This window comes from Kineosporia sp. R_H_3 (assembly GCF_002198675.1).
In the GTDB taxonomy this organism is placed as follows: Bacteria; Actinomycetota; Actinomycetes; order Actinomycetales; family Kineosporiaceae; genus R-H-3.
Genome location: NZ_MWLL01000104.1, coordinates 1 through 12,835, shown reverse-complemented (window position 1 = coordinate 12,835; position 12,835 = coordinate 1). Strand labels below are relative to the sequence as shown.

16 protein-coding genes and 1 pseudogene are annotated in these 12,835 nt (G+C 72.0%); 9 read left to right on the top strand and 8 right to left on the bottom strand.

The genetic code is table 11. The features are described 5' to 3' along the window. The 3 genes from ECOMGDLI_RS09830 to ECOMGDLI_RS34545 form a co-directional block, all read left to right on the top strand. The coding region (locus tag ECOMGDLI_RS09830; RefSeq protein WP_143447620.1) for a S8 family peptidase at positions 1 to 1,063 on the top strand (1,063 nt) is incomplete at its 5' end. 334 nt (positions 1,064 to 1,397) lie between these two features. Then, positions 1,398 to 1,568, top strand: a complete 171-nt coding sequence (locus ECOMGDLI_RS34550) for a hypothetical protein (protein ID WP_158220962.1) — start codon at positions 1,398 to 1,400, stop codon at positions 1,566 to 1,568. 1 nt (position 1,569) lies between these two features. Next, positions 1,570 to 1,734: a hypothetical protein gene (locus ECOMGDLI_RS34545; protein ID WP_158220961.1), complete on the top strand. Its 165-nt coding sequence runs from the start codon at positions 1,570 to 1,572 to the stop codon at positions 1,732 to 1,734. A gap of 58 nt (positions 1,735 to 1,792) precedes the next feature. Here ECOMGDLI_RS34545 and ECOMGDLI_RS09825 read toward each other — a convergent pair whose 3' ends face one another. Then, complete coding sequence (locus ECOMGDLI_RS09825) at positions 1,793 to 2,110, bottom strand: hypothetical protein (protein ID WP_088316549.1); 318 nt, start codon at positions 2,108 to 2,110, stop codon at positions 1,793 to 1,795. 258 nt (positions 2,111 to 2,368) lie between these two features. Between ECOMGDLI_RS09825 and ECOMGDLI_RS33750 the strand changes: the two genes are divergently transcribed. Beyond that, complete coding sequence (locus tag ECOMGDLI_RS33750; protein ID WP_158220960.1) at positions 2,369 to 2,641, top strand: hypothetical protein; 273 nt, start codon at positions 2,369 to 2,371, stop codon at positions 2,639 to 2,641. 5 nt (positions 2,642 to 2,646) lie between these two features. On the opposite strand, the gene ECOMGDLI_RS09815 is transcribed toward ECOMGDLI_RS33750, so the two are convergent. Both ECOMGDLI_RS09815 and ECOMGDLI_RS09810 read right to left on the bottom strand, forming a co-directional pair. Further along, positions 2,647 to 3,681 (bottom strand): acyltransferase, encoded by a 1,035-nt coding sequence (locus ECOMGDLI_RS09815; RefSeq protein ID WP_158220959.1) that lies wholly within the window; start codon positions 3,679 to 3,681, stop codon positions 2,647 to 2,649. Between the two features lie 176 nt (positions 3,682 to 3,857). After that, complete coding sequence (locus tag ECOMGDLI_RS09810) at positions 3,858 to 4,427, bottom strand: SRPBCC family protein (RefSeq protein ID WP_088316543.1); 570 nt, start codon at positions 4,425 to 4,427, stop codon at positions 3,858 to 3,860. Between the two features lie 521 nt (positions 4,428 to 4,948). Between ECOMGDLI_RS09810 and ECOMGDLI_RS09805 the strand changes: the two genes are divergently transcribed. After that, positions 4,949 to 5,272 carry a recombinase family protein gene (locus ECOMGDLI_RS09805; protein WP_088316541.1) on the top strand — a complete coding sequence of 108 codons (324 nt, stop codon included), beginning with the start codon at positions 4,949 to 4,951 and terminating at the stop codon, positions 5,270 to 5,272. Here the strand turns inward: ECOMGDLI_RS09805 and ECOMGDLI_RS09800 are convergent. The 3 genes from ECOMGDLI_RS09800 to ECOMGDLI_RS34540 form a co-directional block, all read right to left on the bottom strand. Then, complete coding sequence (locus ECOMGDLI_RS09800; RefSeq protein ID WP_143447618.1) at positions 5,233 to 5,886, bottom strand: hypothetical protein; 654 nt, start codon at positions 5,884 to 5,886, stop codon at positions 5,233 to 5,235. The two genes, ECOMGDLI_RS09805 and ECOMGDLI_RS09800, sit on opposite strands and share 40 nt — an antisense overlap. Then, positions 5,883 to 6,410, bottom strand: coding sequence for a pyruvoyl-dependent arginine decarboxylase (locus ECOMGDLI_RS09795; protein ID WP_088316536.1), 528 nt, complete (start codon positions 6,408 to 6,410; stop codon positions 5,883 to 5,885). The genes ECOMGDLI_RS09800 and ECOMGDLI_RS09795 overlap by 4 nt, the downstream gene beginning before the upstream one ends. Positions 6,411 to 6,496: 86 nt before the next feature. Then, on the bottom strand, positions 6,497 to 7,057 hold the full coding sequence (locus ECOMGDLI_RS34540; protein WP_158220958.1) for a low molecular weight phosphatase family protein: 561 nt from the start codon (positions 7,055 to 7,057) through the stop codon (positions 6,497 to 6,499). A 180-nt stretch (positions 7,058 to 7,237) separates the two neighbouring features. On the opposite strand from ECOMGDLI_RS34540, the gene ECOMGDLI_RS09785 reads away from it, so the two are divergent. The 4 genes from ECOMGDLI_RS09785 (at position 7,238) to ECOMGDLI_RS09770 (ending at position 11,508) form a co-directional block, all read left to right on the top strand. Continuing rightward, a complete protein-coding gene (locus tag ECOMGDLI_RS09785; protein WP_088316534.1) occupies positions 7,238 to 8,413 on the top strand; it encodes a glycosyltransferase in 1,176 nt (391 codons plus the stop codon). Between the two features lie 59 nt (positions 8,414 to 8,472). Then, positions 8,473 to 9,180 (top strand): hypothetical protein, encoded by a 708-nt coding sequence (locus ECOMGDLI_RS09780; protein WP_143447617.1) that lies wholly within the window; start codon positions 8,473 to 8,475, stop codon positions 9,178 to 9,180. A 128-nt stretch (positions 9,181 to 9,308) separates the two neighbouring features. Then, a complete protein-coding gene (locus tag ECOMGDLI_RS09775) occupies positions 9,309 to 10,445 on the top strand; it encodes a glycoside hydrolase family 99-like domain-containing protein (RefSeq protein ID WP_198954734.1) in 1,137 nt (378 codons plus the stop codon). Beyond that, on the top strand, positions 10,438 to 11,508 hold the full coding sequence (locus tag ECOMGDLI_RS09770) for a glycosyltransferase family 4 protein (RefSeq protein ID WP_143447616.1): 1,071 nt from the start codon (positions 10,438 to 10,440) through the stop codon (positions 11,506 to 11,508). The genes ECOMGDLI_RS09775 and ECOMGDLI_RS09770 overlap by 8 nt, the downstream gene beginning before the upstream one ends. On the opposite strand, the gene ECOMGDLI_RS09765 is transcribed toward ECOMGDLI_RS09770, so the two are convergent. Both ECOMGDLI_RS09765 and ECOMGDLI_RS35860 read right to left on the bottom strand, forming a co-directional pair. Further along, entirely contained in the window at positions 11,498 to 12,589 is a 1,092-nt protein-coding gene (locus tag ECOMGDLI_RS09765; protein WP_088316527.1) for a glycosyltransferase, read from the bottom strand. The two genes, ECOMGDLI_RS09770 and ECOMGDLI_RS09765, sit on opposite strands and share 11 nt — an antisense overlap. Positions 12,590 to 12,645: 56 nt before the next feature. Continuing rightward, positions 12,646 to 12,835: pseudogene (locus ECOMGDLI_RS35860) on the bottom strand (hypothetical protein); the annotation flags it as partial.

Here is a 12,835-nt window from a genome sequence, read left to right as displayed (position 1 = left end):
GCTGCGGGCCGCGCCGCTCCTGAAGTCCGGCGGCCGCGCGGTCCCCGGGCAGTACATCGTCGTCCTCAAGAGCGGCACGGCCCGCAGCCACGGCGGTCGCGTCGTGCACTCGTACGGGACGGCGCTCAAGGGCTTCGCGGCGCGGCTCACCCCCGCCCAGCTCAAGGCCGTGCGGGGGGACGCGAACGTTGCCTACGTCGCGCCGGACGCGGTCGTCACGGCGTCCGTCACGCAGACCGGCGCCACGTGGGGCCTCGACCGGATCGACCAGCGGGCCCGCCCGCTCAACGGCAGCTACACGTACAACACGACCGCGAGCAACGTGACGGCGTACGTCATCGACACCGGCATCCGGACGACGCACAACCAGTTCGGCGGCCGCGCGACCGGCGGCTTCACCGCGGTCAACGACGGCCGCGGCACGAACGACTGCAACGGCCACGGCACGCACGTCGCGGGCACGATCGGCGGCAGCACCTACGGCGTCGCGAAGGGCGTGCGGCTCGTCGCGGTGCGGGTGCTCGACTGCGCCGGCAGCGGCACGCTCTCCGGCGTCATCGCGGGCATCGACTGGGTGACCCGCAACCACGTTACCCCGTCGGTGGCGAACATGAGCCTCGGCGGGGGCGCGAGCTCGGCCCTCGACACGGCCGTCGCGAACTCGATCGCGTCGGGCGTCACGTACGGCGTCGCGGCGGGCAACGAGAACCAGAACGCCTGCAACACGAGCCCGGCCCGGGTCGGTGCGGCCATCACCGTCGGCTCGACGACCTCGACCGACGCCCGGTCGTCGTTCTCGAACTTCGGCTCGTGCCTCGACGTCTTCGCCCCCGGCTCGAGCATCACGTCGGCCTGGAACACGTCGAACACCGCGACGAACACGATCAGCGGGACGTCGATGGCGACCCCGCACGTCGTCGGCGTCGCGGCGCTGTACCTGGCGACGCACACGACGGCGAGCCCGGCGACGGTCCGCAACGCGATCGTCAACGGCTCGACGACCGGCGTCGTCACGAGCCCGGGGACGAACTCGCCGAACCGGTTGCTGTTCTCGCTGATCTGAGCAGGCAACGGGACTCAACGGTGTAGCGAGCCTCAGTTCGATCCATCGGCCGGGCCCCAACGGGCTCGGCCGTTGGACGCTTGGCGCGGCGTGGATGCCGCTGCCCTGCTGCGCCCTTCCAATCCAGCTTGCCCGCGGCGGCACCAGGTCCAGTCCACTCTGGCAGCGATCAGGACGGGTCCCTGCCGGCAGTGGCACGTATGGACCAGCGGTCGGGTCCGACGCCTGGCTGAAGCTGCACGCGGCCGGCAACCTCGATGCCCTACTCGTCGGCGCGATCACCCGCGACGCGAACGGCGCGGCCACGTCCGGCGGTGTCGTCTGGCCCGACGGCGTGACCGGGAGCTACACCGCGACGACCGTCAGGAGCACCTTCCCGGGCCTCGTGGACGCCTACGCGGTGACCTGGGTCGGCGGGACCACGAGGACGGTCACGCAGGCCGCGGTGACCCGCGACAGCACGACGGGCGCCGCCACGAACCGGCCCCCGATGACGATCGCCTGACATGACCGGGATCATCGACGTCCCGTTCCGCCGCAGCGTCACCCCGGGCCCGGCGGCCAAGACGATGCGCACCGGGTCGGTCTACAACAACGTGTTCTGGCACATCGGGACCGGCGGAACCGGCGCGCTCGGCGGGTCGTTCGCCGATGCGTTCCCCGCGCAGTAAGCGGCGGCGTGGGCGCTGGACCGGGTCGGGCTGGAGGTGACGGGGGCCGCAGCCTCGTCTACGGTCCGGCCGTCACACCACCCTTGCGAAGATCAAAGGGATGACGCCGCCGCCGAACGACGACCCCGCCCAGGTCGACGGGAAGGGTCGTCGTCGCCCACTCATGGCCGTACCGCCCGGCGGGGTTCGTCGCCTCGGCCTGACTGGTCGGGTACGGCGGCCACGACGGGGTGACCGACCTGAACGTCACGGTCCCGCCGATGGGCACGATCGCCCACCAGTAGACGATCCTCGCGGCGAAGGTCTGCGACACCGCGAGTTCCTTCAGGCCGGTCGTTGACGAGTCGATCGCCCCACCCGAGGTGAGCTCCTGCACCAGCGTTCCCGGCTTGAACGACCCGTTGTCGGCGTATACGGCGCTACCCGGGTCTACGGACGCACCTCCGGCGTCCAACGTCTCCTCGCCACGGTCGGGCCGGCGGCGACGTCCTGGACCGACGACGGCTCAGCCATCGCGGTCCCGGCCTCGCCCCCGGCGACGAACCAGGCCCGCCGCAGCGGCGCGGTGTCGACAACGCCCGCCCCCGAGGTATCGGGCATGGCGACCCGGGGCGATCTACGAGCCCACGACCGGATGGTGGTACGGAAACATCTACGACGCCTAACGGTCCTCGCGCGGGCCGAGGTCGACAACGTCCGCTCGCGGGTCTACCAGTCGATGAACTGCATGAACCTGTGGTGGAAGAACGCCCAGGCGGGCGGCGCGGACATCTACGCGGGCACGAAGGCCATCACTGCGGGCACGGTGTGGACGGCGACGCACTGGAACTTCGTCTACCGCCCGGCCAGCCTCGCCGACTGGCACTACGAGGTCGCTGTCAGGGCCGCCAACCTCTACGCCCTGTAGGCGCTCTACCCGACGACCTGACGGCGGGCGGCGGCCCGCACGGTCGCGAACCGGAGGCCTCCGCTGCCGCGCCGCACCAGAGCCCTACGGGCCCATCGCCGTACTGGCTGCTCAACCCAACGGTGCGATGCGAAAGCCGTCGGCACTGCGAAGCCGATGCAGGCGGCAAGCCGGACCGGCCACCCCGCACCCTCGAGGAAGGCCAGCGGGATCGGGTGGTACAGGTACAGGCCGTAGCTCACGGCGCCGAGCTGCGGCAGCGGCCACCAACCGGCGGGCAGCGGACCGGATACGGCTGCCACGATGAACCCAGCAGTCACCGCGGCCACGAGAACGCTCACCAAGACCCGCCGCTCGTCCGTGATGACGAAGACCATGGCGCCGGCCAACAGCAGCGGGGCTGCGACCCCGAGCAGCGCCCGCCACGCGGGCCCTAGTCGAGGCCGTCCTGCAGCGGCCAGTAGGCAGCCGGCCAGGATCTCCCAGCACCGAGTCGGGGTCGAGAAGTAGCCCAAGTCGCCGTAGGTCTGCCAGGGCGGGTCGACTACCAGGGCAAGGCCGAGGGAGCAGACGATCCCGGCGGCCGACACCCAGGCGATGGCCCGGCGGCTCCCGCGGCAGCAGAGGACGACCAGCGGGAACGCGAGATAGAAGTGCTCCTCGACGCTCAGCGACCAGGTGTGTGCCAGCCAGCCGACATCGCCGCTGAAGGACCGGATGACGTCCGACAGGTACGCGAGCGTCAGCAGAGCGTGGCCCGTCCCAGTGCCGGTCGGCAGGAGTCTCGTCAGGACGACCGCTACGAGCAGCGCTGGGTAGAGCCGCGCAGCGCGCAGCGCGTAGAACCGCAGCAGGTCGACTCGGCCCGTGGCGGTGCGCTCCTCGATGAGCAGTCCGGCGATGAGCCATCCGGACAGCACGAAGAACGCGTCGACGCCGAGCCACCCCCACGCCATGCCAGGCACGCCGGCGTGGTGGGCGATGACAGCGACCGCGGCGGCAGCACGCAGTCCATCAAGGGCGGGGATCCGGTGACGCATGGTCGATACGCAACCACGGTCGGCTACCTCGACACGCCGTGGTCGGCCCCGCCGAACGGCCATATCGACGGATGATCCCCGTCTTACTGGGACAAGACTCGCGGGCCATGACCAAACGACGGACGGCCTCCGCGAGAGCGAGGCCGTCCGTCGTGCACCGTCAGCGATGTGCGACCTCAGGCGGCCGGCGTCTTCCTGCCGCCGAACAGCCCCTTGAGCCACGCGACGAGGCTCTGGAAGAACAGCGCGAGCGGCTTGACGTCAGCGGCCTTGATCTCGGCGCGCTCCTCGACGGTCGTCGCGGCGAGCTTCGCCTCGCAGCAGGCGACGAACTCGCCGATGAGCCGGTTGCTCATCTCGGTGATGAGGCCGCCCCGGCCGAACTGGGCCGCGGAGCCGGAGAGGACGACGTCCGCGTCGACGCTGACCTTCGTCGACGACGGGCCGTCCTCGAGCAGGGCGTAAACGACCTTGACCGAGCCGCGGCTGCCGCCGCGGCGGTCCGAGCCCTTGCCGTCGATGAGGCCGGTCTTCGCGGCGGCGTCGGGAGTGACCTTCGCGGTGCCGTCGAACGTCGCGTTGAGCGGGCCGAGCTTCACCGAGACCTTGCCGGTGTAGTTGCCCTCGCCGTCGTCCGAGAGCAGCTCGGCGCCGGGCAGGCACTGGGCCACCTCGGGCACGTTCTGGAAGAAGTCCCACACCGTGGCCACAGGGCGGGCGACGGTGAACTCCTGGGTGATCTTCATGGCACTCCTCGTCGAGTGGTACGGCGAGCGTTCCGGTGGACTGCCCGGCCGGCGTCGGACGCGCGTGAGCACCCGGCCGGACAGAAGTAGACCATGCCGCCCTCGTGCTCCGACATGACGCAGGAGCGGGTCAGGTCACGGTCACGCGTCTGGCCGGGTCCGGCGAGCCGCCGGACGGGGGACGCCGGCCGGCGTCGGCCTCGGCGGAGGCGGGCCGACAGGGCGGCGAACTGTGCGCGTGGTGGGACCGAGCACGCCGGGGTCATGCACGCGAACGCGCGCCGCCGTGCCCGGTCCCTTGATCGGCGAACCTACGTGTCGCGCGTCACAGGCGTCCTGGCGAAACCGGGTCATCTTCGTGACCCGATCGGGTCAGTCCGCCCGGTCCGGGTGCCGTACGGCGTGTTCTCCGCCCGTTGGCCATGTGTTACGAGCATGTGACGGCGATCAAGGAAATACCGTGGCATCCTCTTCGAGGCCGCGTTTCCCGGCGGTCACGATCGCGACGCAAAGGTGCTCCAGTGCCGACCCGCCAGGTCTTCGGATACGTCAACCTTCCCAGCCAGCGCACCGACGTCGAGCGTGACGTCGCCACCGCCCGTCGCGAGATCGCGACCTACGCGGAGAGCGAGGGCTACGACCTCGCCGGTGTGTTCACCGACATCGACCCCACGTCGCAGCGCGGTCTCGACGCCCTCAAGGGCGCCGTCCGCAACGGCGACGTCGCCGCGGTCATCGTGCCGGACATGGAGCAGCTGACCCACCTGCCGTGCCTGCTCGGCGCGGACCTGCCGACCGCGGGCCGCTACGTCGGCGCGCCGGTGCTGCCGGTCCACGACAGCTGACCTGCCGCTGAGGTGCCGTTGCGCCGCAGGGTGCGACGGCGGCCGAGGATGACCGCCGTCGTCACGGCGTTCACGAGGGCGAAGTAGGCCGGGTAGAGGAGCAGGTCGACCGCGACCTGCCCGACCGCGACCGTGCCGAGCACCCCGGAGCCGGCGGCGAGCGCGAATGTGCTCGCCGTCTCGGTCGACGGGTCACGCCAGGTCTTGGGCAGCATGAGCAGCACGCCGATGCCGTCCGCGACGAGCACGCACGCGGTGGCGACGAGCGGCTGCGCCGAGACGGCCCAGCCGACGACGCCTGCTCCGGCGAGCGCGAGCAGCGCCCACTCCCCCGGGCTCACGCCGCCGACCCCACGGCGCAGCGAGAGCAGCAGCACGAGCGTCGTGCTCGCCGCCTGCACGGTGAGGACGACGAGGCTCCAGCCGCCGCCGGACGCGACCTGCGAGGCCAGCGCCGTGCAGCCGAGCACGCTCCAGATGAGCCACGTCCCGCGGTGCGGCCGGGTCGTGCCGCGGACGATGTCGCGGACGTAGGGCACCGGGTCGACGACGGCGAGCAGCCCGCCGAGCAGGCCGGCGACCGCGAAGACGTCGAGGGCCACGGACGGCGTCACGGCGCCGGCACCGGGTCGGCGGCCGGCCACCGCTCGGCGACCGGCCGGGTGGACCGCCACGCGACGGACTCGAACACGGCGACGACGAGCGCGCACACCGGCGTCCCGGCGCAACGCGCCCCCGCGACCTGCAGCCCCGACGATGGCAGCGTGATGCCGCCGCGGTTGGCCCGCAGCGCCTCGAGGCTCGTCGCGACCGTCTCGCGCAGCGCGGTCTCGCTGTGCGCCTCGTGCTCGACGAGCAGCCCGCGGCCGGTCCTGTCCTGCACCCACCCGATCCCGGCCCACACCTCGTCGCCCGAGGTGCTCGTGCGGGCCTGCGCCATGACGCAGTAGAGCCGGTCGCCCCAGCCGCCCGGGGCGTCCCGGACCCGCGGCACGAGCCGCGGCCGCGCCCCCGGCGGCAGCACCGAGCTGAGGTAGATGAGGTTGCGGTCGGCGATGCCGGCACTCACAAGCGCCGCGTCGAAGGCGCTCAGCTCCGTCGGCCCGTGACCGACAGCAGCGACGACGGGAATGTCCACGTACCCCTCCTGGCCTGGCGGGTGCGCACGCCCGGTCGTGGGCGCCACACGCGGCGAGAGAGTCGCGCGAGTGGATCAGTGCGGCGTCACAACGAGGTCTGCTGGAGCCGCGGTGATACGTGTGCGAACGCGTCGGCGATGACGGCGACCGCGGGGGCGAGCGTCTGGACCATCCGGACGTGGTCGGCGTACGAGCCCTGCACGGGGTCGGCGAGGTCGTCGGCGGCGGTGGCGGGTGCGCCCGCCCTGCTCGCCGCCGCGGAGTCCCGCAGTTCCGCGAGCGTGCCGCGCCCATCGCCGTCGGCCCGCACGAGCCGTGCGAACTCCAGAACGGTGAAGGTGCGCCTGGCAGCCGTCGGGTCGGCCTCCACGACGGCGAGGCGGTGGTCGCGGGTGGCCGTGAGCACGAGGTCGGCGACGGCGACCGCCTCGGGAACGAGCCGCTGGGCGGCGTGCGTGAACGGCGCCGAGCCGCTGTCGGCGACCGCCTGAACCGTGAGCGGATGCGCCGACGCGCCGTTCTGGGCGTGGGTACCGGCGCTCATGAGCTCGACCGGGTGTCCCCGCAGCACGGCCGTGAGCATTTGCTCGGCGGCGACGCTGCGGCAGAGGTTGCCCGTGCACACGAGGAGCACGGCGAACGTCACGTCACCGAGGGTATCGAGGCTGCTGCACGCCGTCCGGCCGACGCCCTGGCTCGGCCGTACACCCCAGGTGACGGTCACATCCCGGACATGCCGCACGACCCGCCCTAAGGTGATCGTCGGAACGGCCGCGCTCGACCGCCATGGGGGCGCACCAGGGTTCGCGGCCAGGGGGATCGACACGTGGCACGTGCACTCAGGGACGCGCCGTTGCGCGTGGTCTACCTCGACCACGTCGCACGCTGGTCCGGCGGGGAGATCGCGCTCGCACGCCTTCTGGAGGCGCTCGACGGCGACGTCGAGGCGCACGTGATCCTCGGCGAGGACGGCGACCTCGTCGCCGCGCTCGAAGCGATCGACGGCGTGACCGTCGAGGTGCTGCCGATGGAGGCAGCGCTCCGGGACACGCGCCGCGGGCAGGTCGTGCCTGGCAGGCTGCCGTTCAGGACGCTGTCGATGCTGACTCGATACGTCTGGACGCTGCGCGGACGTCTCCGTGAGCTCAGACCTGACCTCGTGCACACGAACTCGTTGAAGTCCGCCCTCTACGGAGGTGTCGCCGCCCGGCTCGCACGGGTGCCGGTCCTGTGGCACGTCCGTGACCGGATCGCGGACGACTACCTCCCACGACCCGCAGTGCGGCTCGTCCGCCTCGCCTCGCGATGGATCCCCAACGCGGTCGTCACGAACTCGGTGAGCACGCTCGGGACCCTCCCCGCCGGTGTTCGGGCGAGCGTCCTCTACAACCCCGTCGTCCCGGACATCGCACCCGAGCCCGCCGCACCACGCCCGGCCACCGACCGCCCGGTACGCGTGGGGGTCCTCGGTCGGCTCGCCGAGTGGAAAGGGCAGCATGTGTTCCTCGAGGCGTTCGCCCGGGCGTTCCCGGACGGCGAGGAACAGGCCTGGCTCGTCGGCAGCGCCATGTTCGGCGAGGAGAGCTACGAGCGTCGGTTGCACGACCTCGCGAACACGCTCGGCATCGCCGATCGGGTGGTGTGGCGGGGATTCCGGGACGACGTGCCCGCCGAACTCCGTGAGCTCGACGTGCTCGTGCACTGCTCGATCACCCCGGAGCCGTTCGGACAGGTCGTCGTCGAGGGCATGGCCGCCGGGCTCCCGGTCGTCGCCGCGCGCGCGGGCGGACCGCTGGAGATCATCAGCGAAGGGTACGACGGGTTGCTCGTCGAGCCGGAGGACGTCGAGGGCCTCGCCGACGCGCTCGTCCGTCTGCGCGACTCGGCGGAGCTGCGGCTGTCGCTGGGGCAGGCCGCCCGGTTGTCCAGCCAGCGCTTCAGCCCGGTGGCGGCGGCGCAGCGGATCAGCTTGGTGTACGCCGAGGTGACGTCACGGACCTGACATCCCGCCTCGTCGGCACCGCCTACGGGCGGTGCTTCGCCGTCGAAGCGTCGGCCGACGTGGTGGCAGCCGTTCGCGAACGGCTCCCCTACAGCTGGTCCGTCGACACCGGCGTGCCGGAACGCGTCTGGGCCGTCGAGGGCACGCGACCCGTTCCCCAGGCGACGGTCGACGGCACCCCGATCGGTGCGGCAGGCGACGAGCTGTCGCTCGTGGACCTGGTGGCGCAGGACCTGGAACTCTGGGTGGCCGAGCACGCCCGCGGCTTGGTCTTCGTCCACTGCGGGGTGGTGGCCGTCGACGGCAAGGCTGTCCTGCTCCCCGGCCCGAGCCGCGCCGGGAAGTCCACGCTCGTCGCGGCACTCGTCGATGCGGGAGCGACCTACTACTCCGACGAGTTCGCCCCGGTCGACGCCTCGGGTCTGGTCCATGCCTACCGCCGGGTCCCCCGTCAGCGGCCCGGGTCGCCGGCGTTCGGCCGACAGGACCCGCAGGACATCTCGTCCGTGGCGCCGCCTCTCCCCGTCGGGTTCGTGGCGTCGCTGACCTGGGCCGCCGGCGCTGACCTCGCGCTGACCCCGGGGAGCCAGGCCGACTCGCTGCTGCGGCTCCTGAGCAACACGGTCTGCGCCCGTTCACGATCGGTCGAGGCGCTCGACGCGCTCACCGTCGCCACGTCGTCCGCCGTGCACCTCCACGGGGTGCGGGGCGACGCAGATATCGCTGCCCGGGAGCTGTTGAGGATCGTCGAGGACGTCGCGCGGTGACCCACGGAGTCGTCCCGGGAAATGCCGCGACCTGTTCCTGCCGTTTCGAAAGCCGGGTTCGCGCGCCGGGCCCTCGGATATCGTGAAAAGCGGGCCACCGCTGCCCATCGACTCGACGAAGGATTCTCGTGACGTTGCGTTCCACCACGACAGGTCTGCCGGGCGAGCTGGAGATCAAGAATGCGGAGCGCGACCGCGCCCGCAGCGTGGCGTTCTATCTCCCGCAGTTCCACCCGACCGCTGAGAACGACGAGTGGTGGGGCCCGGGATTCACCGAGTGGACCAATGCCGCGAAGGCGAAGCCCTTGTTCCGTGGGCACGCACAACCGCATGTCCCGGCCGATCTCGGCTTCTACGACCTGCGCCTGCCCGAGTCCAGGGCCGCGCAGGCCGACCTCGCCCGTCGCTACTCGGTGGACGCTTTCTGCTACTGGCACTACTGGTTCGGAGGCGGGCAGCGAATTCTCGAGCGCCCGTTCGACGAGGTTCTCGCATCGCGCGAACCCGACCACGGCTTCTGCCTCGGCTGGGCCAACCAGACCTGGACCGGAATCTGGCACGGCGCGGACGACCGCATTCTCATGGAGCAGACCTACCCCGGCGAGGCCGACGAGCGAGCACACTTCGACCACGTCCTGCCGGCATTCCTCGACCCCAGATACTTCACCGTCGACGGTCGCCCGCTCTTCTACGTCTTCCGCCCGGAGCAGCTGCCCGACCCCGCGGGCTTCGTGCGCCGCTGGCAGGCCATGGCCCGGTCCGCCGGGCTGCCGGGCCTGTACCTGGTGGCCGAGGTCAGCGACCTGCTGGGCGAGGGTCCCCGCTACAGCGACAGCGAGCTCCACGGTTTCGACGCCGGCGTGTACGTCAGGCTGCCCGCGCAGGTGACGACGACGACCAGGTTGCGCATGCGCGCTCGTCGCAAGCTGCTCGGGCATCCGGAGCGCTACCCGCACGCCCGCACGCTCCCGACGCCGCCGGACGGACTCGGCGGCACGCTCCACCCCTGCGTCTACCCCAACTGGGACAACACCCCTCGCTCCGGCGCACGAGGGCTGGTGCTCGAACGCAGCTCCCCGGAGATCTTCGCCGACCACGTGCGGGAGGCCACGGCGCGCACGCTCGACCGCCGCCCCGAGGAGCGGCTCGTCTTCGTCAAGTCCTGGAACGAGTGGGCCGAGGGCAACTACCTCGAGCCGGACCTCGAGCACGGGCACGGCTACCTCGCAGCACTCGAGGCGAACCTGGCCTTCAGCCGTGCCTGATCGGCAGGCCGGGCAGCTCCGGATCGCCATGACCTCCTACTACCTGCCGAGCGGCAGCAAGATCGGCGTCGGGTACCAGGTGCACGCCCTGGCAACAGGGCTCGCCCGCCGCGGGCACGACGTGACCGTGTTCTCGGGGTGCCCGCCGGTCGACGGGGCCGAGTACACGACCGTCCAGGTACCGGCCCCGCGGTCCTTGCGGACCTTCGCGTTCGCATGGTCCGTGCGACGGCTCGACCTCTCCGGCTTCGACGTCCTGCACGCCCACGGCGACGACTACTGGTTGTGGCGCAGACGGGTCCCGGCCCACGTGCGGACGATGCACGGCAGCTGCTTCGCGGAGGCCGTGCGCATCCCGGGACTCAAGGAGAAGGCCCGGATGGTCGCCCTCGGGCTCGGCGAGACCCTCGCCACGTTCGTGGCCGACAGGACCGTCCTCGTCAGCCCCCAGACCCGGCGCTGGATGCCCTGGGTGCGCGCCGTCGTCCCGAACGGGGTCGACGAGCGCGTCTTCCGTCCCCGCGGCCCGCGCGCCGCAGCGCCGACGATCCTGTTCGTCGGCACCTACGAGAACCGCAAGCGCGGGCGACTGCTCATGGAGGTCTTCGCCGACGAGGTCCGCCCGCAGGTTCCGGACGCCGAGCTCGTCATGGTCTGCTCGGACGCCCCTGCGGCGGCGGCGGTCCGCGTCACCGGGCGCGTCGACGAGCAGGAGCTGGCCCGCCTCTACGCGTCGGCGTGGGTCTTCTGCCTGCCGAGCACCTACGAGGGCTTCGGCATCCCCTACGCCGAGGCGATGTCGGCCGGCGCCGCGGTCGTCTGCACGGACAACCCCGGGGCCCGGTACGTCCTCGCGGACGGGCAGGCCGGGAGGATCGTCGCGGACGACCGGCTCGGGACGACGCTCGTCGCCCTGCTCACCGACGCCGGCGAACGCAGCCGCCTGGCGCAACGAGGAATCGAACGGTCGCACGAGTTCGCGATGTCGAGCGTGCTCGACAGGTACGAGGACCTCTACCGCGACCTGCTGCGCCGTCGGGAGCGGCAGACCGTCACCTCGTGACCGGCGGCCCCGGCGACCGGCTCCGGCCCGCCCTCGCCGCCACCAGCTCCCGCTCGAACTCGCGCGCCCTGCTCGCCCAGGTCCACTCCTCGCGTACCCGGACCCGTGGCTCCGCCCCGGGCGTCGCGGCGCACAGCGACGCCACGGCATCCACGAAACCGATGCCGCTGGCGACGGTGACCTCGTCGGCCGGCATGCGCTGGAACCCGCTCGTCGGGGTCGCGACGACGGGGCGACCGGACACGACGTACTCGCGGGCCTTGATGGCGTCGAGGCTCAGGGTGAAGTCGCTCAGGCGATGCGGCGACACCAGCACATCCATCGCGAGCACGGCGCCGGGGACGTCGGCGGACGCGACGGGGCCGTGGAACCGGATCTTGGGCTCGTCGGCAAGGCGGGCCCTCGTGGCCTCGTCGAGGGCGTCCGGGCCGACGAGGTGCACGGTCCCGACCTCGGGTCGGGCTGCCACGTCACGGACCAGGTCGACGTCGAGCCGGTCCTGGTGCAAGGTGCCGACGTACCCGACATGCGGCCCCGGGCCGGGCAGCTCCCCTGGCGTCGCCTCCGCCCAGGACGTCGCGTCCACCCCGTTGCAGACCACCGCCGCACGCACGCCGTACCGCTGCGCCCACCGCTCGGCGAGGACCTCGCTGCACACCACTGTGGACGCACCGGCAGCGAGGGCGTCCTCCGCACGCGTGATGCGGCGCAGGATCCGCGCCGGAAACGTGAAGCCACGCCAGTCGTCCGTGACGTCGTAGACGACGCCGGTACCGCGCCCCAGCGCGTGCACACCGAACGCGGGATCGTTGACCCAGAACACATCCACGTCGCTGACGCGCCGCAGCACATCGCGGGCGCCCGTCCGCAGACCACCGAGCCGCTTGGGCACGGCCATCCAGGGAGCCACGACGCTGACCCCGGGCATCGGCGACCACGTGTCGATCCGGCGACGCAGCAGCGGGGGCTCGACGAACGAGACATGTTCGACGAGCCCCTGTTCGACGAGGTTCGCGACGAGATGCTGGTTGCGCCGCCACACGCCGTCCCAGGGCTCCAGGCTGAACAGGACGACATGCATGCCACTTCCCCCCGCTCTTGCCCACGCACGCGTCGGGCAGGCCGCCCGGACTGCGCCTAGACGGCAGCCAGCGCGGCGGACCCGGCGTCACCGGCAGCGCCGATCGCTCCGCCACTGCCAGCCCTCAGGACCGTTCCGGTTATCTCGACGACGAACGACCCGGTGTTGCGGAACATGCTCGACCCGCCACCGCCGCCAGCGCCCGGCGAAACAACGTCCACCGTGACACTGCCGCCCTGGCCACCT

What these genes read in the sequence shown, in the direction of transcription:
- ECOMGDLI_RS34545 (WP_158220961.1), top strand. Translation starts at nt 1,570, where the DNA reads ATGACCGGGATCATCGACGTCCCGTTCCGCCGCAGCGTCACCCCGGGC.
- ECOMGDLI_RS33750 (WP_158220960.1), top strand. Translation starts at nt 2,369, where the DNA reads ATGGTGGTACGGAAACATCTACGACGCCTAACGGTCCTCGCGCGGGCC.
- ECOMGDLI_RS09815 (WP_158220959.1), bottom strand. Translation starts at nt 3,681, where the DNA reads ATGCGTCACCGGATCCCCGCCCTTGATGGACTGCGTGCTGCCGCCGCG.
- ECOMGDLI_RS09810 (WP_088316543.1), bottom strand. Translation starts at nt 4,427, where the DNA reads ATGAAGATCACCCAGGAGTTCACCGTCGCCCGCCCTGTGGCCACGGTG.
- ECOMGDLI_RS09765 (WP_088316527.1), bottom strand. Translation starts at nt 12,589, where the DNA reads ATGCATGTCGTCCTGTTCAGCCTGGAGCCCTGGGACGGCGTGTGGCGG.